Origin of the sequence: Sulfitobacter sp. THAF37 (genome assembly GCF_009363555.1) — a bacterium.
Classification (GTDB): Bacteria; Pseudomonadota; Alphaproteobacteria; order Rhodobacterales; family Rhodobacteraceae; genus Sulfitobacter.
The window spans coordinates 272,870-297,409 of sequence record NZ_CP045372.1; the positions used below are offsets into that span (position 1 = coordinate 272,870).

General features: G+C 63.1%; 29 protein-coding genes. 12 read left to right on the top strand and 17 right to left on the bottom strand.

All coding sequences use genetic code 11. From position 1 onward, the window contains the following. Nucleotides 1-57: 57 nt before the first annotated feature. Both FIU94_RS01355 and FIU94_RS01360 read right to left on the bottom strand, forming a co-directional pair. Nucleotides 58-267 (bottom strand): DUF1150 family protein, encoded by a 210-nt coding sequence (locus FIU94_RS01355; RefSeq protein ID WP_254702585.1) that lies wholly within the window; start codon nucleotides 265-267, stop codon nucleotides 58-60. 12 nt (nucleotides 268-279) lie between these two features. Beyond that, nucleotides 280-693 carry an Hsp20 family protein gene (locus FIU94_RS01360; protein WP_152464077.1) on the bottom strand — a complete coding sequence of 138 codons (414 nt, stop codon included), beginning with the start codon at nucleotides 691-693 and terminating at the stop codon, nucleotides 280-282. Nucleotides 694-853: 160 nt separating this feature from the next. Here FIU94_RS01360 and FIU94_RS01365 point away from each other — a divergent pair, with 160 nt between their 5' ends. The 3 genes from FIU94_RS01365 to FIU94_RS01375 all read left to right on the top strand — a co-directional run bounded on the left by FIU94_RS01365 (nucleotide 854) and on the right by FIU94_RS01375 (nucleotide 2,707). Further along, entirely contained in the window at nucleotides 854-1,078 is a 225-nt protein-coding gene (locus FIU94_RS01365) for a YdcH family protein (RefSeq protein WP_152464078.1), read from the top strand. Between the two features lie 80 nt (nucleotides 1,079-1,158). Then, nucleotides 1,159-1,647 (top strand): 5-(carboxyamino)imidazole ribonucleotide mutase, encoded by a 489-nt coding sequence (purE, locus tag FIU94_RS01370; protein WP_152464079.1) that lies wholly within the window; start codon nucleotides 1,159-1,161, stop codon nucleotides 1,645-1,647. After that, a complete protein-coding gene (locus FIU94_RS01375; protein WP_152464080.1) occupies nucleotides 1,640-2,707 on the top strand; it encodes a 5-(carboxyamino)imidazole ribonucleotide synthase in 1,068 nt (355 codons plus the stop codon). The genes purE and FIU94_RS01375 overlap by 8 nt, the downstream gene beginning before the upstream one ends. Here the strand turns inward: FIU94_RS01375 and FIU94_RS01380 are convergent. The 4 genes from FIU94_RS01380 to FIU94_RS01395 all read right to left on the bottom strand — a co-directional run bounded on the left by FIU94_RS01380 (nucleotide 2,697) and on the right by FIU94_RS01395 (nucleotide 6,455). After that, nucleotides 2,697-3,839, bottom strand: coding sequence for an alpha-D-ribose 1-methylphosphonate 5-triphosphate diphosphatase (locus FIU94_RS01380; RefSeq protein ID WP_152464081.1), 1,143 nt, complete (start codon nucleotides 3,837-3,839; stop codon nucleotides 2,697-2,699). The genes FIU94_RS01375 and FIU94_RS01380 overlap by 11 nt on opposite strands. Then, entirely contained in the window at nucleotides 3,826-4,611 is a 786-nt protein-coding gene (locus FIU94_RS01385) for an alpha/beta fold hydrolase (protein ID WP_152464082.1), read from the bottom strand. Before FIU94_RS01385 ends, FIU94_RS01380 begins: the two co-directional genes overlap by 14 nt. A gap of 82 nt (nucleotides 4,612-4,693) precedes the next feature. After that, entirely contained in the window at nucleotides 4,694-5,542 is an 849-nt protein-coding gene (locus tag FIU94_RS01390; RefSeq protein WP_152464083.1) for a DMT family transporter, read from the bottom strand. A gap of 274 nt (nucleotides 5,543-5,816) precedes the next feature. Next, on the bottom strand, nucleotides 5,817-6,455 hold the full coding sequence (locus FIU94_RS01395; protein ID WP_172975824.1) for a TetR/AcrR family transcriptional regulator: 639 nt from the start codon (nucleotides 6,453-6,455) through the stop codon (nucleotides 5,817-5,819). Nucleotides 6,456-6,514: 59 nt separating this feature from the next. On the opposite strand from FIU94_RS01395, the gene FIU94_RS01400 reads away from it, so the two are divergent. After that, nucleotides 6,515-6,943, top strand: a complete 429-nt coding sequence (locus FIU94_RS01400; RefSeq protein WP_152464085.1) for a DUF4345 domain-containing protein — start codon at nucleotides 6,515-6,517, stop codon at nucleotides 6,941-6,943. Between the two features lie 476 nt (nucleotides 6,944-7,419). Here FIU94_RS01400 and groL read toward each other — a convergent pair whose 3' ends face one another. From groL to FIU94_RS01415, 3 genes are all read right to left on the bottom strand, one after another. Beyond that, nucleotides 7,420-9,066, bottom strand: coding sequence for a chaperonin GroEL (gene groL, locus FIU94_RS01405; RefSeq protein ID WP_152464086.1), 1,647 nt, complete (start codon nucleotides 9,064-9,066; stop codon nucleotides 7,420-7,422). 64 nt (nucleotides 9,067-9,130) lie between these two features. After that, nucleotides 9,131-9,418: a co-chaperone GroES gene (groES, locus tag FIU94_RS01410; protein ID WP_152464087.1), complete on the bottom strand. Its 288-nt coding sequence runs from the start codon at nucleotides 9,416-9,418 to the stop codon at nucleotides 9,131-9,133. A 274-nt stretch (nucleotides 9,419-9,692) separates the two neighbouring features. Then, nucleotides 9,693-10,370 (bottom strand): DUF2161 domain-containing phosphodiesterase, encoded by a 678-nt coding sequence (locus FIU94_RS01415; RefSeq protein ID WP_152464088.1) that lies wholly within the window; start codon nucleotides 10,368-10,370, stop codon nucleotides 9,693-9,695. Between the two features lie 52 nt (nucleotides 10,371-10,422). Between FIU94_RS01415 and FIU94_RS01420 the strand changes: the two genes are divergently transcribed. From FIU94_RS01420 to FIU94_RS01450, 7 genes are all read left to right on the top strand, one after another. Continuing rightward, nucleotides 10,423-10,776, top strand: coding sequence for an MmcQ/YjbR family DNA-binding protein (locus FIU94_RS01420; RefSeq protein WP_152464089.1), 354 nt, complete (start codon nucleotides 10,423-10,425; stop codon nucleotides 10,774-10,776). An 88-nt stretch (nucleotides 10,777-10,864) separates the two neighbouring features. After that, nucleotides 10,865-11,785, top strand: coding sequence for a manganese-dependent inorganic pyrophosphatase (locus tag FIU94_RS01425; protein ID WP_152464090.1), 921 nt, complete (start codon nucleotides 10,865-10,867; stop codon nucleotides 11,783-11,785). Between the two features lie 104 nt (nucleotides 11,786-11,889). Next, a complete protein-coding gene (locus tag FIU94_RS01430) occupies nucleotides 11,890-12,762 on the top strand; it encodes a TIGR01459 family HAD-type hydrolase (RefSeq protein WP_152464091.1) in 873 nt (290 codons plus the stop codon). An 87-nt stretch (nucleotides 12,763-12,849) separates the two neighbouring features. Then, complete coding sequence (locus FIU94_RS01435; protein ID WP_152464092.1) at nucleotides 12,850-13,293, top strand: MaoC family dehydratase; 444 nt, start codon at nucleotides 12,850-12,852, stop codon at nucleotides 13,291-13,293. Nucleotides 13,294-13,374: 81 nt separating this feature from the next. Beyond that, entirely contained in the window at nucleotides 13,375-14,307 is a 933-nt protein-coding gene (locus tag FIU94_RS01440; RefSeq protein ID WP_152464093.1) for a bifunctional riboflavin kinase/FAD synthetase, read from the top strand. After that, complete coding sequence (locus FIU94_RS01445) at nucleotides 14,304-14,768, top strand: YcgN family cysteine cluster protein (protein ID WP_152464094.1); 465 nt, start codon at nucleotides 14,304-14,306, stop codon at nucleotides 14,766-14,768. The genes FIU94_RS01440 and FIU94_RS01445 overlap by 4 nt, the downstream gene beginning before the upstream one ends. A gap of 4 nt (nucleotides 14,769-14,772) precedes the next feature. After that, entirely contained in the window at nucleotides 14,773-15,807 is a 1,035-nt protein-coding gene (locus FIU94_RS01450) for a low specificity L-threonine aldolase (RefSeq protein WP_152464095.1), read from the top strand. A gap of 15 nt (nucleotides 15,808-15,822) precedes the next feature. Here the strand turns inward: FIU94_RS01450 and FIU94_RS01455 are convergent, their stop codons facing one another. Both FIU94_RS01455 and FIU94_RS01460 read right to left on the bottom strand, forming a co-directional pair. Next, a complete protein-coding gene (locus FIU94_RS01455) occupies nucleotides 15,823-16,653 on the bottom strand; it encodes an alpha/beta fold hydrolase (protein WP_254702586.1) in 831 nt (276 codons plus the stop codon). Then, entirely contained in the window at nucleotides 16,650-17,246 is a 597-nt protein-coding gene (locus FIU94_RS01460) for a 2-hydroxychromene-2-carboxylate isomerase (RefSeq protein WP_152464096.1), read from the bottom strand. Before FIU94_RS01460 ends, FIU94_RS01455 begins: the two co-directional genes overlap by 4 nt. 106 nt (nucleotides 17,247-17,352) lie before the next feature. Between FIU94_RS01460 and FIU94_RS01465 the strand changes: the two genes are divergently transcribed. After that, nucleotides 17,353-18,372, top strand: coding sequence for a ribose-phosphate pyrophosphokinase (locus tag FIU94_RS01465; protein ID WP_152464097.1), 1,020 nt, complete (start codon nucleotides 17,353-17,355; stop codon nucleotides 18,370-18,372). Nucleotides 18,373-18,744: 372 nt separating this feature from the next. Here FIU94_RS01465 and FIU94_RS01470 read toward each other — a convergent pair whose 3' ends face one another. The 6 genes from FIU94_RS01470 to FIU94_RS01495 form a co-directional block, all read right to left on the bottom strand. Then, on the bottom strand, nucleotides 18,745-19,095 hold the full coding sequence (locus FIU94_RS01470; RefSeq protein ID WP_172975825.1) for an H-type lectin domain-containing protein: 351 nt from the start codon (nucleotides 19,093-19,095) through the stop codon (nucleotides 18,745-18,747). Nucleotides 19,096-19,226: 131 nt separating this feature from the next. Next, nucleotides 19,227-19,664 carry a F0F1 ATP synthase subunit epsilon gene (locus FIU94_RS01475; protein WP_152464098.1) on the bottom strand — a complete coding sequence of 146 codons (438 nt, stop codon included), beginning with the start codon at nucleotides 19,662-19,664 and terminating at the stop codon, nucleotides 19,227-19,229. Between the two features lie 13 nt (nucleotides 19,665-19,677). Continuing rightward, the gene (gene atpD / locus FIU94_RS01480; protein WP_152464099.1) at nucleotides 19,678-21,102 is read right to left on the bottom strand and encodes a F0F1 ATP synthase subunit beta; all 1,425 of its coding nucleotides are present in this window, start codon (nucleotides 21,100-21,102) and stop codon (nucleotides 19,678-19,680) included. 19 nt (nucleotides 21,103-21,121) lie between these two features. After that, nucleotides 21,122-21,997, bottom strand: a complete 876-nt coding sequence (locus FIU94_RS01485) for a F0F1 ATP synthase subunit gamma (RefSeq protein ID WP_152464100.1) — start codon at nucleotides 21,995-21,997, stop codon at nucleotides 21,122-21,124. Nucleotides 21,998-22,011: 14 nt separating this feature from the next. Further along, nucleotides 22,012-23,550, bottom strand: a complete 1,539-nt coding sequence (atpA, locus tag FIU94_RS01490; protein ID WP_152464101.1) for a F0F1 ATP synthase subunit alpha — start codon at nucleotides 23,548-23,550, stop codon at nucleotides 22,012-22,014. Next, the gene (locus FIU94_RS01495) at nucleotides 23,551-24,111 is read right to left on the bottom strand and encodes a F0F1 ATP synthase subunit delta (RefSeq protein ID WP_172975826.1); all 561 of its coding nucleotides are present in this window, start codon (nucleotides 24,109-24,111) and stop codon (nucleotides 23,551-23,553) included. Nucleotides 24,112-24,540 lie beyond the last annotated feature (429 nt).

Below are 24,540 nucleotides of genomic sequence, written 5' to 3' on the forward strand. Positions count from 1 at the left end.
ACTGCGGCCTCCTGTAAATCCACGATCTGCGGCACGGGGTAAAGGTCCGTGGTGCCGTTAGTGGACCATCACCGGCGCATAGTCGTGTTCCCGGGCGAGGTGAAACGCCAGCTTGCGGTCGCCGACCAGGGCGAGCTGCTGGCCCTCGGAATCATGGACCGCGTAAAGCTGTTCCAGACCCTCGGCCTGATCGCGCACTTCGCGGGGCAGATCGCTGACGGCGATGGTCTTGACGTATACCGTCCGGTCGCCGTTTTGGGTGGTCATGTCATGCATTGCTTACCCTTTCTTGATCTTTATGGTCTGTACAACTGTTTCAGGTTTGGCGCGGGTCAAGTCCACGTGCAGCAGACCGTTCTCCATTCGGGCCACGCCGACGTCCACACCATCTGCCAGAACGAAGCTGCGCTGGAACTGCCGCGCGGCGATGCCACGGTGCAGGAAAACGCGGTCTTCGCTGTCGTCGCGCTGGCGGCCGCGGATGACAAGCTGCCGGTCCTCCACCGTAATGGCGAGGTCGTCCTCGGCAAAGCCTGCGACGGCCAGCGTGATTCGATAGCTGTAGTCGGAAGTCTGTTCGATGTTGAAGGGCGGATAGCCCTCGTTGCCGGATTTCGCGGTGCGTTCCAGCACCCGCTCCAGCTGTTCGAATCCCAGCATATGGGGATAAGAAGCAAGCGTCAGTTTCGTCATGCGACACGTCCTATTTCAAAGCGACAGTCAGGCACGGGCCCCTGTTGCGGCGACCCGTACCATGAATATGGTGGCACAGGCAGCACGGCGCAAGGGCTATGCGCATTGGGCCGGAGCGCCTATATTGCCGCATACAAGCTGCGATGGAATCACCCGACCGATGAATGCGCCCTCCGACCTGTCCATGAAGAACGACGAAGTCCTGCGGGTCGAGCTGGAGGTGTTCCGGCGCGAACACCGTGATCTGGACGAGGCGATCAGGGCCCTGACCGACCGGACGACAGCCGACCAGCTTACGGTGCAAAGGCTGAAGAAACGCAAACTTCGCCTCAAGGATCTGATCTCGCAGATCGAAGATCGGCTGACCCCCGACATCATCGCCTGAAACATGGCGCCCATGCATTGCCCTGTGGGCGTGTCTGGCTATAGTGCGCGCTCTGAATTCTACGCGAAAGGCTGCTTGGCATGACCCCTCCTCCCGTCGGCATCATCATGGGTTCGCAATCGGACTGGGCCACCATGCGCGAGGCGGCTCTGCTGCTGGACGATCTGGCGATTTCCTATGACACGCGGATCGTGTCGGCCCATCGCACACCGGACCGGCTGTGGGACTATGGCAAGACGGCGGTGGAGCGCGGGCTGCAGGTGATCATCGCCGGTGCGGGCGGCGCGGCGCATCTGCCCGGCATGATGGCGTCAAAGACACGGGTGCCGGTGATCGGCGTGCCGGTCCAGACACGGGCGCTGTCCGGGGTGGATTCGCTGTACTCGATCCTGCAGATGCCCCGCGGTTTCCCGGTCGCGACCATGGCGATCGGCGCTGCGGGCGCGGCCAATGCGGCCTTGATGGCGGCAGGCATCCTTGCGTTGCAGGACAAGGGCGTAGCACAGCGGCTGGACGACTGGCGCGCGGCGCTGAGCGCGTCGATTCCGGAGGTGCCGAGCGATGACTGAGCCACTTGCCCTCGGCAGCACCATCGGCATTTTGGGCGGCGGGCAACTGGGCCGGATGCTGTCGGTCGCGGCCTCGCGTCTGGGGTTCCGGACCCATATCTTCGAACCCGGGGCCGCCCCGCCTGCGGGGCATGTCGCCGATGCCGTCACGACGGCGGACTACGAGGACGAAACCGCGCTGAAGGCATTCGCCAGCGCCTGCGACATCGTCACGTTCGAGTTCGAAAACGTGCCGACCAGCGCGCTGGACCTGATCGAGGCGCAGGTGCCGATCCGTCCGGGCCGCGAGGCGCTGCGCATCAGCCAGGACCGGCTGACGGAAAAGGATTTCCTGCAAGGGCTTGGCCTGAATGTGGCGCCCTATGCCGACATTCCCGATCAGGCCGCGCTGGACGCGGCGGTGGACAGGATCGGCACGCCCTCGATCCTGAAGACCCGGCGGTTCGGATACGATGGCAAGGGTCAGGCCCGGCTGCGCAGCCCCGAGGACGCGGCACAGGCCCTTGACGGCATGAAGGGGGCGCCCTGCGTGCTGGAAGGGTTCGTTGAGTTCAGCCACGAGGTTTCGGTCATTGCGGCGCGCGGCACCTCGGGCGAGGTCGCCTGCTTTGATCCGGGCGAAAACGTCCATCGCGATGGTATCCTGCATACCACCACCGTTCCCGCCCGGCTGTCTGCGGCGCAGCGGACGGATGCGGTGTTGATGGCGGGCCGTATCCTGAATGCGCTGGACTATGTCGGCGTGCTGGGGGTGGAGCTGTTCGTGACGCCCGAGGGGCTGATCGTGAACGAGATCGCGCCAAGGGTCCACAACTCCGGCCACTGGACACAGCAGGGCTGCAACGTGGACCAGTTCGAGCAACATATCCGCGCCATCACGGGCTGGCCGCTGGGCGACGGGTCACGCTATGCCGACGTCGTGATGGAAAACCTGATCGGCGACGACATGGACCGGGTGCCGGATCTGGCCCGCGACAAGGACGTGAGCCTGCACCTTTACGGCAAGGCAGAGGTCAAGGCGGGCCGCAAGATGGGCCACTTCAACCGCGTCATCCGATGAGCCTGTCGGCAATGTCGCCCGACATGTAGGACACCCGACCGGCGACAAAGGTTGCGGCCACCCGGCCTGTCGCGGCATCGAGCACGACCAGATCCGCGCGTTTGCCGTTTTCCAGCACGCCCCGGTCGTCGAGCCCCAGCAGCGCCGCGGGTCCGGCGGACACCAGATGCCAGATCTCGGCCATCGGAGCGACGCCCGCCTGTTCCAGCATCAACGCCGCCCGGCGCGGCGAAGGATAGTGATAATCCGAGGCGATGGCATCGCAATAACCCATCACGATCAGGTCCAGTGCCGACAGGTTGCCGTTGTGTGACCCGCCCCGCACCACGTTGGGCGCGCCCATGATCACCGTGTCGCCCCCCGCGCGGGCCGCTTCTGCGGCGGCCAGCGTTTCGGGAAATTCGGCGATCCGCACGCCCCTGCGGCGCCATGCGGAGCGGCTGTCAGCCGTGGTGTCATCGTGGCTGCCCATCGCCAGCCCTCTGGCGCCCAGCGTTTCGCAGAGCCGGTCCAGCGCGGCGGGCACCTCGCCACTGCGCGCATGCAGGTCATGGATCAGCGCCAGATGCTTCTCCGGGCTGCGCCCGGCCTTGAGCGCCTGCCCCATCAGTCTGCGCGGCTGCTTGCCCGCCTCCAGCCGGTCATGCGGCAGGTGGTCGTTGAATACCACGTATTCGACCCCCCATTCGGCGACCCGTTCCGGCAGTTCGTCATAAAGATCAAGCAGATGGGTTTCGAACCTCAATTGGGCCCGCAGCTCGGTGACGGTCATGTCCTGCGCCGCAAGGATGGCGCGAAAGACCCGGTCGGCAAAGGACAGGCCCCGCATCCCGCCTTCCCAACTGACAAACTGGGCAAGGACCGCCGTGGTGATGCCGCTGGCCGCCAGTTCCGCCTCGCAGGCGATAAGGCCCTCGTCCATCTGCTTCATCGCCCCACGCCGCTGCGCAAGATGACGTTCGAATCCGTCGCCGTGTGGATCAACAATGCCCGGCAAAATCCTGAATCCACGCAGATCCACCGATTTTCCCACAGGGTTATCCACAATTCGCCCGTCGTGGAAGGACAGCGGCGCGTCGCACCACCCGTCGCGGCGCAGCACCATCGCGCCTGTCAGGTCAAGGTCGGGCATCGGGTCCGCCTGTGATGCAGCTGCCCCCGGGACAGCCGAAAGAATCCAGCACCCCGCCAATCCATGTCATGGACCTGTCGAACGCGCCGGAATTGAGAAAGCTCATGGTCTGGGCGATCACGCGCGGGTTGTTCATCATGAAGGTATGGGTGACGGGCAGGACGATGTGATCCCGCATCCCCTCTACCCGCGTGGAAGAGACCGCAACCTTGCCATCGTCCGGACCGGGCAGCAGCGACGAGAAATACGGGTTGAGCGATTGCGACCCCGCGATCACGCCCAGATCGAACGTGACGGGCGGCAGGCTGCGCGGCAGGGACCCGGGCCCGGTGCCCATCTGCGCCCCTGCGGGACCGTTGATCCAGTCGAATGCGGTGATGTCGTCCAGTTCGTCGACGACTTCGCTGCCCTGGTTGGGCGGCGCCAGCATGACGACCCGCCCCACCCGGTCGGTGCCGGAATCGGCCACCCACTGGCGCACCAGTATGCCGCCCATGGAATGGGTGACGAAATCGACCTTGTCGGTCCCGCAGGCGGCGACCGCATCGGGCAGCGTCTGCTTGACCAGCGCCTCGACCGGCGCTTCTGTCGAAGGATAGCCGGGGCGCACCACCCGGTATCCCTCGCCTTCCAGCGCGGCTTCCATCAGGGCGAACGACGCCTCGGTCCGGGCCAGCCCGTGCAGCAGCACGACGCAACGCCCCTGTGCCGTGGCCTGGCCGCAGGCGCTCAGACCGAGCAGGAGAAAGAGGAGGAGGACGATCCGTTTCATGGGCCTCAGATAGACCGGCTGGCATGGTTTTGAAATGCACGGCACCGTGACGTTGCGAAATTTGCCGGTTGGCGCGGGGCCGTCATGCCGGCCCGGTCCGCGTTCTGTTGCCGCTGATCGCCCACCCGATGCCCCCCAGCACGAGAATCGCGGCGAGCAGCAGCAAGGCATCGACCGCCTCTCCCAGCAGCAGCGCCCCCGCAATGATGGCGATCACCGGCACGCTCAGTTGTACGATGGCGGCGGTCGTCTGTTCGAGCCGGGGCAGGACACTGTACCAGAGCGCGTATCCCAGCCCCGATGTCACACCGCCGCACACCATCCCCAGCGCAAGACCCGTGGCGCTGAAATAGAGCCCGGCAGACACCAGCATGACCAGAAGGATCGGCAGGCACAGCAGAAAATTCGCGGCTGTGGCGGCCAGCGGATCGACCGCTCCGCGCCCGAGGATCGTGTAGGCCGCCCAGCCCAGCCCCGCGATGACCATCAGCGCCGCACCCACAGGGTCATTGTTGCCGCCCGCCCCGGGCCAGAGGGCGATCAGCAGACCGGCAAAGGCGACCGCCGCCCCGATGATCTGCCGCGCACCAGGGGCCGCGCCGCGGAGCGCACCGTGGGCGAACATGGTGATCTGGACCACACCGAACAGGATCAGCGCCCCCAGCCCCGCGTCGAGCGTGAGATAGGCCAGCGAAAACCCGATCATGTAGGCCGCCAGGCTGAATGCCCCGGGCAGACGATTGCGCCGCAACAGCGGCAGAGCGCCGCCGCGCAGGGTCATCACCATTCCCAACACCACCGCCCCGGACAGTACCCGCACCAGCGCAAAGCCCGACGGGTCGATATGCCCGCCGTCAATCGCCGCTCGGGTCAGAACCGAATTGGCCGCGAAGGCAATCATGGTGAGGGCGGTGAACAGGGCAAGGCGCATGGCAACAGCAGTAGCGACAGGAGCAGCTTTCGCCAAGACATTGAACGCGCAACCGGAACGACCCCATGCAAAGCAAGGGGGAGCGACCGCTTCGAACCCTTGCTGCATGATGCTGCATTGGGCACCGATATGCTCTTCGAAGGGCGGCCAGGAAAGTGACAAAACAGAACCGGTTCTGCCAGGGTTTGTGACACGAGGTCGGTCCGCCGCGCCCCCAGTATGATGCGTCGACAGCCTGTGTTCCTGTGCGACTGTCAGGCCTGTCCGGGAAAATCTACCGCGCTGTCGCCCCGCGCAGGATCTGGTCCACCATTTCTGACGTGGCGGGCCAGTCATGATCCTTGATGGTCACGAGACAGAGGGACACCCCGATCAATCCCGCGATCAACGTGTCGGTCCGCGCGCGCACTTCCGGTTGCGTCATCGGCACGGCGCGGGCCAGAAGGTCACGGAACCGGTCAAAGTGCCCCTTTGTGCGCGGGTCAGACATGATCGTTGAGACATCCGCGCGCGCGACACCCGCCGACATGAAGACCAGCCGGAACCGCTCGGGGTGCGCCGTCCAGTAGTCGACAAAGGCCCGCGATGCCTCGGACAGGGCGTTGCCATCGGTCGAACTGGCGGCCGCCTCGACCGTCGCGATCATCTCGTCGAGCACGAAGGCCCAGAGATAGAGCAGGATATCTGCCTTTCCGGCAAAATGGGCATAGAGGGTCGCGGGGGAACAGCCTGCGGTCCGCGCGATCTCCCGCATGGAAACCGCTTCCGCGCCTTTGCGCAGATAAAGCTCCAGCGCCTGCGCGCCGATTTGCGTTCGGAACGCTTCTATCTCATGGTCGCTGCGGGGGGGGCGTCCGGGCGAAACGCCCTGACGGGTGGGGGGATCATTTTTTTCGTAACGCGTATCAGACAACTTCCCAGCCCCTCCGAATCTTTGTATGAACGCGTATCAGATAATTCGGAGGTCATCCAATGCCAAGCCCAATCAACCCCGCCCTTCGCCTTGTGCTCGCGCTGGCGGGCACCGGCATCGTCCTGCTGGGGATCGACAACGCCGCCGGGGGTATCGCGACGCTCGGCTGGCAGGTCTCGCCTGATTTCTTTTCCGTCAATGACAGGGATGCCTTCGCCGTGCGCGACAGCCATGCACGGTTTCTCGGTGGGGTCTGGCTTGCCATTGGCCTCGTATTCATTGCGGCCGCGATGCGTCCGATGCCGTTCGCGCGGACTGCGCCCGTCATATGCGGCGCGATTTTCCTGGGCGGTCTTTTGCGGTTCACGCAGGTGCAAGACCTTTCCGTGCTTGCCTCGGGCGACATTCTGCCCTCGCTCGCCCTGGAACTCATTGTGTTTCCACTGATCGGATGGTGGACGATCCGGGAAACCTCGAAGGACCGGTAGGTTTCACCATGCCGACAAACTGGAACCGAACAGGGTGGCGCGTTTTTGATCGTATCTGCGCCTCGGAATTTGCCAAGAACCGATAAATTTCTGTCACCGCCGGATAGGGTCGTTTCACCCCTGCCACCCGAAAGCCGCCCCTGGCGCAGACGCAGCGAACGACGGCTATGGTCCGCTCACCTGACCTTCACACGCGTCGCGACGAAAGGCAGGAAAGAGGCCATGTTCCGTTCTCAAAGCGAAGACCTATTGCCAAAGCAAAGCTTTGGCAGCGCCCGAACCGCCCCCACGGGGCGGGCGCGATCTGCTTCGGAAGTCGGACATGACCGTTTCGTCCGCATTGCCGACAACCGTCCATCAAAGACATCTCGTTCTGAATTGCCCTTTTCGCACAATCACCGCCATGTACCGCCGATCCATGAAAAAGGGGCGCGCCTTGCGGCACGCCCCCGTTTTCTCTGACAGGTCAGAGCAGCTTACATCATGCCGCCCATGCCGCCCATGTCGGGCATGCCGCCACCAGCGCCGCCGCCGTTGTCCTTTTGCGGACGATCGGCAACCATGGCTTCGGTGGTGATCAGCAGACCCGCGATGGAAGACGCGTCCTGCAGCGCGGTGCGCACAACCTTGGCCGGGTCGATCACGCCGAACTTGAACATGTCGCCATATTCTTCGGTCTGCGCGTTGAAGCCGAACTTCAGGTCGCTGCTTTCGCGGATCTTGCCCGCAACCACGGAACCGTCCACACCGGCGTTTTCAGCGATCTGACGCAGCGGTGCTTCCAGTGCCTTGCGCACGATGGAGATACCGACGTTCTGGTCGTTGTTGTCACCAGTCAGGCCGTCCAGCGCCTTGGCACCCTGCACCAGGGCGACACCGCCGCCGACGACGATACCTTCCTGCACAGCCGCGCGAGTCGCGTTCAGGGCGTCATCGACGCGGTCCTTGCGCTCTTTCACTTCGACTTCGGTCATGCCGCCGACGCGGATGACGGCAACGCCGCCCGCCAGCTTGGCAACACGTTCCTGCAGCTTTTCACGGTCGTAGTCGGAGGTGGTTTCTTCGATCTGGTTGCGGATCTGGGCAACGCGTGCCTCGATCTCGGCCTTCTCACCCGCACCGTCGACGACAGTGGTTTCGTCCTTGGTGATGGTGACTTTCTTGGCCGAACCCAGCATGTCCATGGTCACGGACTCGAGCTTCATGCCCAGATCTTCGGAGATCACCTGGCCGCCGGTCAGGATCGCGAGGTCCTGCAGCATCGCCTTGCGACGATCACCAAAGCCCGGCGCCTTCACGGCTGCGATCTTCAGACCGCCGCGCAGCTTGTTGACCACGAGGGTCGCCAGGGCTTCGCCCTCGACGTCTTCCGAGATGATCAGCAGCGGCTTCTGCGACTGGATCACCTGCTCGAGCAGCGGCACCATCGGCTGAAGGCTCGACAGTTTCTTCTCGTGCAGCAGGATGATCGCGTCTTCCAGCTCGACGGTCATCTTGTCGGAGTTGGTGACGAAGTAGGGGCTCAGGTAGCCGCGGTCGAACTGCATGCCTTCGACGACATCGGTCTCTGTTTCCAGGCCTTTGTTCTCTTCGACGGTGATGACACCTTCGTTGCCGACCTTCTGCATCGCGTCCGCGATCTGACGGCCGATTTCCTTTTCGCCGTTGGCGGAAATGGTGCCGACCTGCGCGACTTCGTCGCTGTCGGACACGTCACGGGCCGCGGCCTTGATCGCTTCGACGACTTTGGCGGTTGCCATGTCGATACCACGCTTGAGGTCCATCGGGTTCATGCCCGCTGCGACGGATTTCATGCCTTCCTTGACGATGGCCTGGGCCAGCACGGTCGCGGTGGTGGTGCCGTCGCCTGCTTCGTCATTGGTGCGGGAAGCGACTTCCTTCACCATCTGGGCGCCCATGTTTTCGAACTTGTCTTCCAGTTCGATCTCTTTCGCCACGGACACGCCGTCCTTGGTGATGCGCGGTGCGCCGAAAGATTTGTCCAGAACCACGTTCCGGCCCTTGGGGCCCAGTGTTACTTTCACCGCATCGGCCAGGATGTTCACACCCTTGAGCATCTTGTTGCGGGCATCGGTGTCGAATTTGACGTCCTTAGCAGCCATTTTCTTTTCTCCTCTTGAGAATGTTCAGTTCAGATCAGCGATCAGGGCCAGAGAAGCGCGGGGCTTACTCGATGATCCCCATGATGTCGCTTTCCTTCATCATCAGCATTTCCTGACCTTCGACGGTCACTTCGGTGCCGGACCACTTGCCGAACAGGATCTTGTCACCGGCCTTGACAGCCATCGCGATCAGCTCGCCGTTGTCCTTGCGTGCGCCTTCGCCCACGGCCACGACTTCGCCTTCGGAAGGTTTCTCTTTCGCGCTATCGGGGATGATCAGCCCGCCAGCAGTTTTCTCTTCGCTTTCAGTGCGCTTTACCAGCACGCGGTCGTGAAGCGGTTTCAATGCCATCTTTGTAGCTCCTTAACGCTCAAAGTTTCTCCCAGTCGCCCGTTTGTCCGGGCCATTAGCACTCAATGGGGTCGAGTGATAACGACGCATAGCTAGGGACAGCGGAAAGCCGAGTCAAGCACCCGTTTGCGTAAATTTTTCAGCCCCGGGGCGCATAGGCCGGAACGGCGTCGGAGGCCGACCTAAGCATCCTGCCGAATGGTTCAAGGCAAGCGCCCGGAACACCGATTTATTCAGCAAAACAAGGCCGGATTCGTCAATGGCACCGGAACCGTCAGGCCCCCAGGACCCTTGCACTGACCCCGACCGCCCCGGCCCCGGCGGGGGTCAGCCCATAGACACCTTTTTCTACCTTCTCGAACCAGCCATAGTGGTTGTCGCGCATCATGGTGGTGGCGCGGGTCACGCCGGTCTCGCGGGCCACGTCGGCACCTTTGCTTGCGCCGACTTCGAAGAGGTAGACCGCCAGTTTCAACGCATCCTGCCGGTAGGCGGTGATCAGCCCCGCACGGGTCTGGCCGCCGTCATTGGGGTCGCCCTGCCGGCGGGCGAACTCGCGCAGCAGCGCCGCCTGCCGCTTGGCCGATTTGCGGGGCGCGTAAGGACCCGGATCGCAGTGCACCTCGACCAGGCCGTCAGACAGCCGCACGGTGATCAGCCCCAGCCCCAGCCGCCGCGCCATTGCCGTATTGGATTTAAGCGCCTTGGCAAAGCGTTTGCCGGGCTGCCGCGCCACGGCAAGGTAGACGTCATCCCCCACCTTCAGCCTGTCGAGCCCCTGGTGGAACAGCGCCAGTGAGAACCCCAGCTTGAGCTCGACCAGCACCGGCGGCTCTGCCCCGCGCACCGCCATGACATCAGCGGCGCCCACTTCGGACTTCACGACATAGCCCTGATCTTCCAGATACGCCTTGATCGGCGGGTAGAGATCGGTTTCGCGCGGTCGGGTCATGGCCGCAGACTGGCCTATTTCCGTGCCTGTTCCAAGCGGCTATGATCGTGACATGACACGCGAAGACCTGAAGGCATTCTGCGCCGCCTTGCCGCAGGCGACCCATGTTGTGCAATGGGGCAATGCGGACGTTTACAAGGTGGGCGGCAAGGTCTTTGCGATCATCGGCATGGCCCAGTCCGGGGCATCTGTGACGTTCAAGGCATCGGATCTCGCCTATGAGATCCTGTCGGACAGTCCGGGCCTGCGCCCTGCCCCCTACATGGCCTCGCGTGGTCTGAAATGGATCCAGCATTACGACGCGCCGGGCCTGTCCGACGACAGCCTGCGGGACCATATCGCGGCCTCCTACGAAATGGTGCTGTCCGGCCTGAGCAAAAAGAAACGCGCCGCGCTGGGGCTGTGATGCTGCGCCGCAGCATGAGGGGTGACAAGCCCCGAAAGGCCCCCTATAAGGCGCGCAAATTGATCACTACAACTTCAGGATTCCCTTCATGACAACGCTCGTCTTCGGTCACAAATCCCCCGACACCGACAGCACAGGCTCGCCCATCATCTGGGCCTGGTATCTCAACCAGATCCACGGCGTGGATGCAGCCCCTGCCCTGCTGGGCGAACCCAACACCGAGGCGCTGTTCATGCTCGACCACTGGAAGCTGGACAAGCCGCGCATCATCGACGGGGTCGAGGACGACCAGCCGGTCGTGATCGTGGACACCAACAACCCCGCCGAACTGCCCGACAACATCAACAATGCCGACATCAAGGCGATCATCGACCATCACAAGCTGGTCGGCGGGCTTGAGACCAAGGGCCCGATCCACATCAACATCCAGCCGCTCGCCTGTACCGCGACGATCATGTACAAGGCCATCGGCGACGACATGGCGCAGATGCCGACCGAGATCAAAGGCGCGATGCTGACCTGCATCCTGTCCGATACGCTCGAATTCCGCAGCCCCACCACCACGCAGGAAGACAAGGCCATCGCCTGGGCTTTGGCCAAGGATCTGGGCATCGACATTTCCGACTATGCGGCACAGATGTTCGCGGCCAAATCCGATGTCTCGTCCTTCTCCGAAGCCGAGCTGCTGCGCATGGACAGCAAGGAATACGAGGTCGGCGGCAAGCAGTTCCGCGTCTCCGTTCTGGAAACCACGTCGCCCGCCGCGGTTCTGGACCGCAAGGATGCGCTGATGGCGGCAATGCCCGGTGTCGCGACCGAGGACGGCGCGGATCAGGTGCTGCTGTTCGTCGTGGACATCCTGAACGAGGAAGCCACCATGCTGATCCCGAACGACCTGACCAAGACCGTGGCGGAAAAGAGCTTTGGCGCCAGCGTATCGGGCGACACTGTGGTTCTGCCCGGCATCATGAGTCGGAAAAAGCAGATCATCCCGAACCTCAAGGTCTGAATGGACATCGGGGCCGGCGCACAGCGACCGGCCCTTTTTCTTTCGCGCTGTTTCCGACTGACGGAAATCCGGCTATCGCTGGCGCGATCATCGAGGAGAGCCGCATGACCCGTATCATCACAGACCTGTCCCAGGTTTCCGCGCAATACGACGCGCTGTTCGTCGATCTGTGGGGGTGCGTCCACAACGGCGTGACCGCCTTTCCCGACGCGGTGGCGGCGCTTCAGGCCTACCGCGCGACGGGCGGCAAGGTGATCCTGGTCACAAACTCACCCCGTCCCCGCGCGGGCGTGGAAAAACAGCTGGTGCATTTCGGCGTGCCCGAGGATGCGTGGGATGCGATCGCCACATCCGGGGATTCCGCACGCGCGGCGATGTTTCGCGGCACCGTGGGCGAAAAGGTCTGGTTCATCGGCCAGCCGGGGGAGGAGAAGTTCTTTGAACCTCTGAGCATCCAGAAGAACCCCGTCCCGGTGCGGCAGGTCCCGCTGGAAGAGGCGGAAGGCGTGGTCTGCACCGGCCCGCGCGACCCGCTTGCCGACCTCGATGTGATGCGCCCCGATTTCGAACGGGCGATCCAACGGGGGCTGAAGTTCCTCTGCGCCAACCCGGACATCGTGGTCGACCGGGGAGAGGCGCGCGAATGGTGCGCCGGGGCGCTGGCACAGCTCTACACCGAAATGGGCGGCGAGAGCCTGTATTTCGGCAAGCCCCATCCGCCGATCTACGACCTGGCCCGCCGCCGCCTGTCCGCGCTGGGGGCCGAGGTGCCGGACGACCGCATCCTGGCCATCGGAGACGGGGTGCTGACCGACGTCAAAGGCGCCGTTGGCGAAGACATCGATTCGCTTTTCATCACCGGGGGCCTTGCGGCGTCGGAAACAAAAACCGTTACTCAGCCCGACGACGACGCGCTAACGGCTTACCTTCACAGGGAAAATTCCGCGCCCACCTATGCAATCGGCTTCCTGCGCTAGAAAAAGACCTTGCGTTTCTGCGCCCGCAAAGTAATTAAGTTGCCAGAATAGACCCCATCACGGCACTTTATTACTCAGAGGTACGGAATGTTGGATAATCTTCCACGCGGCACAATTGTCATCGAAGACATCGAAATCGGCATGTTCCGCTATATCCGCAAGGAAGTGACCGATGCGGATATCGAGATGTTCGCGACCGTCTCCACCGACCGTAATCCGGTGCACCTGGACGACGACTATGCGCAGGACACCATCTTTCAGGGCCGCATCGCCCACGGGATGCTGACCGCCGGGCTGATCTCGGCGGTGATCGGGGAACAGCTGCCCGGCCACGGCACCGTCTATCTGGGCCAGACGCTGAAATTCCTTGCACCGGTCCGCCCCGGCGACATGGTCTATGCCGAGGTCAAGGTGACAGACATCGACGTGGCAAAGCGCATCGTCCGGATGGACTGCCATTGCTCCGTGAACGACAAGAAGGTGCTGGTGGGCGAGGCGACCGTGCTGGCGCCTTCGCGCAAATTCGACTGACCCCGGTATCCTGCCCGGATTTTTCAGCCAATGGAATTTGCGTGTCTTGCCCTCCTCCTGAGGGGGGGCTAGGCAAGTGCCATGCAAATCTTGCGCGATTATCAGTACATCGACCCCGCCGACAGGCGTGCGACCGCCGCCATCGGGAACTTTGACGGTGTCCACCGCGGCCATATGTCGGTGATCGAACAGGCCCGTGCGGCGATGCCGGACGCGCCGCTGGGGATCGTTACCTTTGAGCCGCACCCGAGAGAGTTCTTTGCCCCCGATGCGCCGCCCTTTCGGCTGATGGGGCGCGACGCGCGGGCGCACCGGCTGGAAAAGCTCGGGGTGGAAAAACTGTATGAACTGGCGTTCAACAAGAACCTCGCGTCGCTCAGCCCCGAAGCCTTTGCCGCAGATGTGCTGCGCGACGGCCTGGGGCTGAGACATGTGGTGGTCGGCGCCGACTTCTGCTTTGGCAAGGCGCGGGCGGGTACTGCCGCCGATCTCGAACGCTTTGGCCGCGAGATGGGGTTTGGCGTGACCATTGCCAAGCTGATGGAAAGCGACAGCCAGACCGTTTCGTCGACGGCAATCCGGCAGGCGCTGAGCGACGGCGACCCGCGCACCGCCGCCGCCATGCTGGGCCATTGGCACAGGATCGAAGGCCCGGTCATCGGCGGGGAACAGCGGGGCCGCGAGCTGGGGTATCCGACGGCGAATATGTCCATCGACGGCCTGCACCCGCCCGCCTACGGCGTCTATGCCGTGCTGGTCGATGTGCTGGAGGGGCCGCATGCGGGTTCCTACCACGGGGTGGCGAGCCTGGGTGTCCGCCCGATGTTCGGGGAAAACAAGGCCAACTTCGAAACCTTTATCTTCGACTTCGCGGGCGACCTCTACGGCGCGCCGCTTTCGGTCGCGCTGATCGAGCATCTGCGCGGCGAAGAGAAATTCGACAGCCTTGATGCGCTGATCACCCAGATGGACGCAGACAGCGCCGAGGCGCGGCGCATTCTCGGGGCTCTATGACGGACCCGATCCCGCGCAAGGGGCTGCGCCCCCGTTTCTGGGAGACCACGCCGCTGACCGAGATGACCGACCGCGAGTGGGAGGCGCTCTGCGATGGGTGCGGCAAATGCTGCCTGAACAAGCTGGAGGACGAGGACACCGAAGAGGTCGCGCTGACCTGTGTCGCCTGCCGCCTGCTGGACGACGCCACCTGCCGCTGCAGCCATTACGAGAACCGTCATGCCTTTGTGCCCGACTGCATCGTGCTGCGCCCCGACAACCTGGATACGCATGCCTACTGGATGCCCCGGACCTGCGCCTATCGCCTGCTGTGGCAGGGCCGCCCCCTGCCCGACTGGCACCCGCTGATCACCGGCACGCCGCAGTCGGTCCATGATGCCGGTATCTCGGTGCAGGGGCGGACCCTGTCGGAATTCGACGTCCCGTTCGAGGAATGGGAAGACCACATCATAGAGGAGTAACGCCATGTTCTTCAGTTCTGACAACGCGGGCCCCGTACACCCGCAGATCATGGAGCGGATTGTCGCGGACAATACTGGCCACCAGATGCCCTACGGCAACGACACGATCATGCCTGAGGTCCGCGACCGGCTGCGCGACATCTTCGAAGCGCCCGAGGCGGCGGTCTATCTCGTGGCGACCGGGACCGCTGCGAATGTGCTCGCGCTGGCCTGCTACACGCAGCCCTGGCAGACGATATTCTGCTCAAAGGTCGCGCATGTGGAGCAGGACGAATGCAACGCGCCCGAATTCTACACCGGCGCGGCCAAGCTGACGCTGATCGAGACCGACAGCAAGCTGGACCCCGCGAAGCTGGAGGCGGCGATCAAGGGGCAGAAACCCGGCAATGTCCACGGCGCCCAGCCCGGCCCGGTGTCCATCACCCAGGTGACAGAGCGTGGATCGGTCTACAGCCTGGACGAATTGCGGGCCCTGACAGCGGTGGCCAAGGCGCATGATCTGCCCGTGCATCTGGACGGTGCGCGTTTCGCCAATGCGCTGGTCGCGCTTGACTGCACACCGGCAGAGATGACGTGGAAATGCGGTGTGGATGTGGTCAGCTTTGGCGGCACCAAGAACGGCTGCATGGGGGTCGAGGCGGTGATCTTTTTCGACCCCGCCAAGGCCTGGGAGTTCGAACTGCGGCGCAAGCGCGGCGCGCACCTGTTTTCCAAACACCGCTACCTGTCCTCGCAAATGGCGGGCTACCTTGCCGACGATCTGTGGCTGAAGATGGCGCGTCAGGCGAATGACAATGCGGCGCGGCTGGCCGAAGGGATGCGCAAGGCCGGGGCGACCTTCCTGCACGCGCCGCAGGCGAACATGATCTTTGCCAGCTGGCCGCGTGCCATCCACCGCAAGCTGCACGAGGCCGGCGCGCGGTATTACCTGTCGGGCGGCGGGTTGGATGGGCCCGACGACGAGCCGATCGGCGCGCGGCTGGTCTGCGACTGGTCGCTGACCCGCGACGACGTCGACAGTTTCCTGAGCCATTTCTAGGTCAGGAAACTGTCCTCAGACGCGCAGCGCCTCTTGCCCGACCGTGTCGAGGAACTGCTTCCAGATCGCCGCTGTCGCGTCGGGATGGGTGATCGGGGCCATGTGGCCCGCGCCCGGAACGATTGCCTGACGTGCATCCGGAATGCGGGCCACAAGCCCGTCGTTGGCGGCGATGATCGCCGGATCGGCATTCTGCCCCCGCAGCATCAGGGTCGGCACCGCGATTGCGTCCACCCCGCCGGGGCGCAGCAGCCCCCTGTCATCCTCGTAAAGCACGCTGCGGCTGCCCGGCACCACGTGAACGCCGCGCACCATCGCCGCGCGTGTGCGTTCAGGCAGGCTGTCCCAGGAGGGCGCCGCGTCATCGCTCCACATGCCATTGAAGGCCCGCGCGGCCGTTTCCCAGTCGCGGTCCTGCACGGCCTGGGCGAATGGTTCCGAATGGCTTTCGTAAGACTCGATCGTGTCCGGCGCATCCTGCCGGGAGATGGCAAAGAACACCGGTTCGATCACCGTGAGACTGCGGACCCTTTCGGGGTAGGACACCGCGATGCGCAGCGCGGTCATGGCGCCAAAGGAATGGCCGATCACATCCATCGGCGCATCGTCCATCGCGCTGGCCGCCGAGATCACGGCGGTGTCGCTCAGATGGCTGACCTCATCCCAGTCGTCGCTCTTGCCATGACTGGGCATGTCGGGGGCGATCAGCGTGATGTGCCCCGACAGCGCCCGGGCAACGCCTGCCCAGGCCCCTCCGAACGCCATGGTGCAATGCAGCGCCAATGCCCGGCGTGCGCCCTTTCCCAGGGTATGCACATGAGTTTGAAAACCGGGCTGCGCGCTCACAGTTTGCCCGCCAGATGCAGGTCCAGATCGCCGATGCGGTCCTGCCCCCAGAACCGCTGTTCCCCCACGATGTAGAAGGGCGCGCCGAAGACGCCGGCCTCTACTGCCTCTTCCAGATTGCGGGCATAGGTCTCCGCCCCTTCCAGCAGGCCGCTGTCGGCAAGACCCGGATCGAACCCCGCCTCTGTCAGGCAGGCACGGATCACCTCGTCCTGGGCGATGTCCTTTTCGTCGGCCCAGACCGACCGGGTGATGGCATGGGCCAGCAGGCCAAGATCGCCGCCCCCCGCGTTCTGCGCCGCGATAAAGGCATAGGCCGCGGGCGCGCCATTGGTCGGCCAATGGGCGGGCTGCAGATGAAACGGCATGTCCAGTTTGCGCGCCTGGCGCGGCAGTTCCTGTGCGCGGTATTCAATGCGGCTGATGTGGCGCTCCTTGGGCGGGGTACCACCAGTGCGGGAAAAGGCTGCGATGATGTCGAAGGGTTTGTAGGTGATCGTGGCCCCGTGTTTCTGCGCGACCTCCTCCAGCCGCTGTCCGGCAAGGTAGCAATAGGGGGAAAGTGTCGCAAAATAGTAGTCGATCCGGGGCATTTGGACTTCCTTGTGGGGTCATAGCTTGGTGGCACCGTAGCTGCGTGCTAAGCGAGGTTCAACGACACGAATCTGTCACACAGCCGCTGCCACGGAGACCTCCCCCATGCCCCGAACGTCCGAACCCAAGCTGATTTCCGGAAACGCGAACATGCCGCTTGCCAAGGCCATCGCACGGCGGATGTCGCTGCACCGGGGGGTCAACGTGGGGCTGGTCGATGCACGGGTCGAACGGTTCAACGATGGCGAGATTTTCGTGGAAGTGTTCGAGAACGTGCGCGGCGAGGACATGTTCATCATCCAGCCCACGTCGAACCCGGCCAACGACAACCTGATGGAACTGCTGATCATGGCGGACGCGCTGCGACGCTCTTCTGCCGCGCGTGTCACGGCGGTGCTGCCCTATTTCGGCTATGCCCGCCAGGACCGCCGGACCAAGGCGCGCACGCCCATCAGCGCCAAGCTGGTCGCCAACATGCTGGTCGGCACGGGGATCGAGCGGATCCTGACGATGGATCTGCACGCGGCGCAGATCCAGGGGTTCTTCGACATTCCGGTGGACAACCTTTATGCCTCGCCGGTCTTCGCGCTGGACATCAAGAACACCTTCAAGGACCGGATGGACGAGCTGATGATCGTCAGCCCCGACGTCGGCGGTGTGGCCCGCGCGCGCGAGCTGGCCAAACGGGTGAACGCCCCGCTGGCGATCGTGGACAAGCGGCGCGAGAAAGCCGGCGAAGTGGCCGAGATGACGGTGATCGGCAATGTGACCGACAAGACCTGCCTGATCGTGGACGACATCTGCGACACCGCCGGGACGCTCTGCAAGGCGGCGGAAGTGCTGCTGGAAAACGGCGCGAAGGAGGTGCATTCCTACATCAGTCACGGGGTCATGTCCGGCCCGGCGGTGGAACGCGTGACCAAGTCGGTGATGAAGTCGCTGGTGATCACCGACAGTATCCAGCCTTCCGATAACGTCAGGAACGCCACGAACATCCGCATCGTGCCGACCGCCCCGATCTTTGCCCAGGCGATCCTGAACATCTGGAACGGCACATCGGTATCGTCACTGTTCGAGGCCGACACGCTGGGTCCGATCTATGACGGGATGTATGCGGCTGAATAGCCCCTTCCCGACCGTGGCACCGGCGGTGATCGGTGCGATTGAGGTATTTTTGGCATAAAGAAGACTAGGTCGTGTTGGCATTCATTTTCGCCCACCCGTTTCAGTCCAAAATTGCTCAGTTCCAGGCAAGAGCGCGTAGGAATAGCCAGCTATTTCAAGCTCTCTTAACGCAGAAATGGGCAATTTTGGCGAAACCCCTTCGGGGCGCGGCGGATTTTGCCTCTGCCATCCCGGATGTTCGCTTCCAATGATCACATTGCTGCGCTCACATCAGGGCGCCAGCGGCAAAATCCGTCTCGCGCGCGTGGTCGACAATGAATATCAACACGACCTAGGGACAGCGCCCTGAGAATGCGGCGGATGCCTGTGCCCTCAGGCGATGTCCCAGTCGCTTTCGTCGCTCAACTGGCCGATGGCGATCCACGAGATGCGCATGCGCGCAACCCGCGTGTCGCCCCATGTTCTGAATACCATGTCAAAGCCCGATTTCGTGACAGATTCCGCGGTGATGTCCGCCCGCATGATGGTGGCGGCATCGAGATCCCAGAGCGACGGGGACAGCTGCACCGTCGGCGGCTCAAGGTAGGGTTCGGAAAAACGGATGTGGCGCCTGCGTTCGCGCTGGCCCCGGCCGGTCCACATCGCGCCGCCGTCCTCGTAATCGGAGAACAGGGTGACATCGCCACTGTCCACGCCGGTGGTATGACTTCTCAATCTCTTCATGTGCCAGTTATGACCTGAAAACCACGCCGATCAAAGACGCATAATGCACTGGGGTTTCACCATATTTTCCGCAGCGCGGCAAAGAAAAAGCCCCGCCGGGGCGGGGCTGTTCCAATCTTCCAAGGGAAGGATCAGAGGTTGGGCTGTTTCGACGAAAGCCCGATCTCGTCACCGACCGCGACCATGTCGGAGAGCAGCTTGGCCGCGTCATCGACCGGTCCCGGTTCGTTTTCAAAGACTTCCTTGGCCTTGGTGTAGGTGTGCTGCGCCTCTTCGATCATCTCGTCGAGGTGTTCCTGCGTCATGTCGCCACGCGGGACCGCACGCTCTGCCAGGACAGAGACGCCCTGGCTGCTGATCTCTGCGAAGCCGCCGGTAACAACATATTCCGAGGTGCCCTCCGGCCCCTCGACCGAAAGGACGCCGGGGCGCAGCGTGGTGATGGTCGGGGCATGCCCCGCCATCGCCGTCATGTCGCCATCGGCACCGGGAATCTGCACGGAGGTGACCTGCAAGGAGGCCAGCCGCCGCTCCGGCGACACGAGATCGAATTGCAATGTGTCTGCCATCAGTCAGGCTCCCTCAGGCTGCGTCTGCCGCCAGTTTTTCGGCTTTCGCCTTCACTTCGTCGATACCACCGACCATGTAGAATGCACCCTCGGGCAGGTGGTCGAATTCACCGGCCACAACCGCCTTGAAGGACGCGATGGTGTCTTCCAGCGGCACCTGTACACCGTCGGACCCGGTAAAGACCTTGGCCACGTCGAACGGCTGGCTCAGGAAACGCTCGATCTTGCGGGCGCGGGCCACGGTCATCTTGTCCTCTTCGCTGAGTTCGTCCATGCCGAGGATCGCGATGATGTCCTGAAGCGACTTGTAACGCTGCAGGATCTGCTGCACGTCGGTTGCCACCTTGTAGTGCTCTTCGCCGATGATCTGGGGGTCCAGCAGGCGCGAGGACGAGCCGAGCGGGTCCACCGCCGGGTAGATGCCTTTCTCAGAGATCGAGCGGTCGAGAACCGTCGTCGCGTCGAGGTGGGCAAAGGAGGTGGCCGGCGCGGGGTCGGTCAGGTCGTCCGCAGGCACGTAAACGGCCTGAACGGAGGTGATCGAACCGTTCTTGGTCGAGGAGATGCGTTCCTGCATCGCGCCCATGTCGGTCGCCAGTGTCGGCTGGTAGCCCACCGCCGAAGGAATACGGCCGAGCAGAGCCGAAACCTCGGAACCCGCCTGCGTGAAGCGGAAGATGTTGTCGACGAAGAACAGAACGTCGGAACCGGATTCATCGCGGAACTGCTCGGCCAGGGTCAGACCGGACAGGGCAACGCGCATACGCGCACCGGGAGGCTCGTTCATCTGACCGTAGACCAGCGCGATTTTCGAATCCGTCAGGTTATCGGGAACGATAACGCCGGATTCGATCATCTCGTGGTACAGGTCGTTGCCCTCGCGGGTCCGCTCGCCCACGCCCGCAAAAACGGACAGGCCCGAGTGCACCTTGGCGATGTTGTTGATCAGTTCCATGATCAGAACCGTCTTGCCCACGCCGGCACCGCCGAACAGACCGATCTTGCCGCCCTTGGTGTAGGGGGCCAGCAGGTCGATCACCTTGATGCCCGTGGTCAGGATTTCGGTTTCGGTGGACTGCGCGTCGAAAGACGGCGCTTCGCCGTGGATCGCGCGGGTCTCGTCGGTTTCAACCGGACCCTTTTCGTCAACCGGTTCGCCCGTGACGTTCAGGATGCGGCCCAGGGTGGCGGTGCCGACCGGCACCTGGATCGGGGCGCCGGTGTCGGTGACGGAACCGCCGCGCACCAGACCTTCGGTGGCGTCCATCGCAATGGTCCGCACGGTGTTTTCGCCCAGGTGCTGCGCCACTTCGAGAACCAGGGTCTTGCCCTGGTTTTCGGTGTGAAGGGCGTTCAGGATCTCGGGCAGATTGTCTTCGAAGTGCACGTCAACGACGGCGCCGATGACCTGAGTGATTTTGCCGACTGCTTGTGCCATGTCGTTTCTCCGGTTTTGCTTACAGCGCTTCCGCGCCGGAAATGATTTCGATCAGCTCGTTCGTGATGACGGCCTGACGGGAACGGTTGTATTCGATTGTCAGGTCCTCGATCATCTCGCCCGCGTTGCGTGTGGCGTTGTCCATGGCGGACATGCGCGCGCCTTGCTCGGAGGCGGCGTTTTCCAGCAGGCCGGAAAAGATCGCCGTGGCCACGCCGCGCGGCAGAAGATCGGCCAGAATGGCCTCTTCGCTGGGCTCATAGTCGAACAGGCTGTCGGCGCCATCGGCCTCATCCTCTTCGAACGAAGCGGGGATGATCTGCTTGGCCTGCGGGATCTGGCTGACCACGTTCTCGAACTCGGAATAGAACAGCGTCGCGACATCGAACTCACCCGCGTCGAAGCGTGCCAGTACGTCCTTCGCGATGCCCTGCGCATCCGCGTAGCTCAGTCGCTTGACGTCTGACAGGTCGACGTGACCCACCAGCTTGTCGGCGTAGTCGCGGCGCAGCTGATCGCGCCCCTTCTTGCCGACGGTCAGGATCTTGATCTCCTTGCCCTCGCCAATCAGTTTCTGCGCGTGTGTCTTGGCCTTCTTGACGATGTTCGAGTTGAAGCCACCGCAGAGGCCCCGCTCGGACGTCATCACGATCAGCAGGTTGACCTTGTCAGACCCGGTGCCCGTCAACAGTTTGGGCGCGCTGTCGCTACCGCCCACAGAGGCGGAAAGCCGTGCCATCACGGCATTGAAACGCTCGGCATAGGGACGCGACATTTCGGCAGCTTCCTGCGCGCGGCGAAGTTTCGCCGCGGCAACCATTTGCATGGCCTTGGTGATCTTGCGGGTCGATTTGACCGACGAGATCCTGTTTTTAAGGTCCTTGAGATTTGCCATTGGCTTATCTCTCCTTAAGCGAAGTCTGCGGCGTAAGCGTCGAGCGCGGCTTTGATCTTTTCTTCGAGCTCGTCTTTCACCTTGCGGTCATTGTTGGTGATGTCCTTGAGCAGATCGGCGTTCTTGGAGCGCAGGTGCGACAGCAGGCCCTGCTCCCAGCGGCCGACTTTGGACACGTCCAGATTGTCGAGGTAGCCGTGCGTGCCCGCGTAGATGACGCAGACGATCTCGGCGTTCGACAGCGGCGAATACTGCGGCTGCTTCATCAGCTCGGTCAGACGCGCACCGCGGTTCAGCAGGCGCTGGGTCGCGGCGTCGAGGTCGGAACCGAACTGGGCAAAGGCGGCCATCTCGCGGTACTGGGCCAGCGACAGTTTCACCGGACCCGCGACCGAGGACATCGCCTTGGTCTGAGCGGACGACCCCACGCGAGACACCGACAGACCGGTGTTCACGGCGGGGCGGATGCCCTGGTAGAACAGTTCCGTTTCCAGGAAGATCTGGCCGTCGGTGATCGAGATCACGTTGGTCGGAATAAAGGCCGACACGTCGCCGCCCTGGGTTTCGATGATCGGCAGCGCGGTCAGCGAGCCGTTTCCGGCATCGTCGCCCAGCTTCGCCGACCGCTCCAGCAGGCGGGAGTGCAGGTAGAAAACGTCGCCCGGATAGGCTTCGCGGCCCGGCGGGCGGCGCAGTAGCAGGGACATCTGGCGATAGGACACGGCCTGCTTGGACAGGTCATCGTAGACGATCAGCGCGTGGCGGCCGTTGTCGCGGAAGTACTCTGCCATCGCGGTCGCGGCGTAGGGGGCCAGGAACTGCATCGGCGCAGGCTCGGACGCGGTCGCGGCGACAACGATGGAATAGGCCAGAGCGCCGGTGTCTTCGAGCTTTTTCACCAGCTGCGCCACGGTCGAACGCTTCTGGCCGATCGCGACGTAGACGCAGTACATCTTCTTGCTTTCGTCGCCATCGGCGGCTTCGTTGACCTGCTGCTGGTTCAGCATCGCGTCGAGTGCGACGGCGGTTTTGCCGGTCTGACGGTCGCCGATGATCAGCTCGCGCTGGCCGCGGCCGATCGGGATCATGGAGTCGACAGCCTTCAGGCCGGTCGCCATGGGTTCGTGCACGGATTTACGCGGGATGATGCCCGGCGCCTTGACGTCGGCGATGCCGCGCTGGCTGGCGTTGATCGGGCCTTTGCCGTCGATCGGGTTGCCCAGGCCGTCCACGACGCGGCCCAGCAGTTCATCACCGATTGGCACGTCCACGATGGAGTTGGTGCGCTTGACGACGTCGCCTTCCGTGATGTCCCGGTCAGAACCGAAGATCACGACGCCGACGTTGTCGGATTCAAGGTTCAGGGCCATGCCCTGAATGCCGCCGGGAAACTCGACCATCTCGCCGGCCTGCACGTTGTCCAGCCCGTAGACGCGGGCGATACCGTCACCGACGGACAGCACGCGACCAACTTCGGCCACTTCGGCCTCTTGACCGAAATTCTTGATCTGGTCCTTCAGGATTGCAGAAATCTCTGCGGCTTGGATACCCATTTATCCGACCTCTTTCATTACGTTCTGGAGGGAATTGAGCTTCGAGCGGATCGACGTGTCGATCATCTTGGAGCCCACTTTGACGATAAGACCGCCGATGAGGCTTTCATCAACGGTCGTTTGAAGCGTTACGGTCTTGCCGGTATTGGCGGTCAGCGACTTGGCAAGTTTGTCGGACTGCGTCTTGGTCAGCGCCTTGGCCGAAATCACGTCAGCGACGACTTCGCCCTTGTCATCGGCGATCCGGGCGCGCAGCGTCTTGATCAGCTGCGGCAGGACGAAAAGGCGGCGTTTGGTCGCCATCAGCGCCAGCGTGTTCGCCATGATCCCCGACAGGCTCATCTTTTTCGCGATGGCCTCGATCGCCTGGCCCTGCTGGGCGCGGGTGTAGACAGGCGAGCTGATCAGATCGCGAAAATCTTCGCTGTCGTTCAGGGCGTCGCTCAGCGCATCGAGATCGGATTCGATGTCTTTGACCTTGTCGCCGTCCTTGGCCAGATCATAGACCGCTGACGCGTAACGCTGTGCGATACCGGTGGAAATCGAAGCTGTTTCGGACACGTCCATCCTCTCAAAAGTCTGTCCGGATATGCGAAAGAAGTCGCGTCACCGGGTCGTTGGCGCGGCTTGAATAGTCTCAAGACGTCAAAATCAGGGGCGATGTAGCAGGAAGGTTCCCAGCCCGCAACACAGTATAGTGCGACGTTATGGCCCGGATACACCATTATTTATGACGTGCATGGAACTTTGCGACTTTTTCGGGATGGAGCCAGCCTCTCTGGTTGACCCCGGCCAGGAGGCCGAATCCCTTCGAGAGGACCGGGCACGCGCTTTGCGCAGGGTGTTGCTGTCACGTCAGGATACAGACAGTCCTTGAGTATCAGGCGTTATTGTTTCGTATTACGCAACTATCAGCCCAGTTGGATATGGCACCTGATACCCCGTCGCTGACACGGTGCCTTGGCCCTTTTTGCCATTGTCCCAAGATCA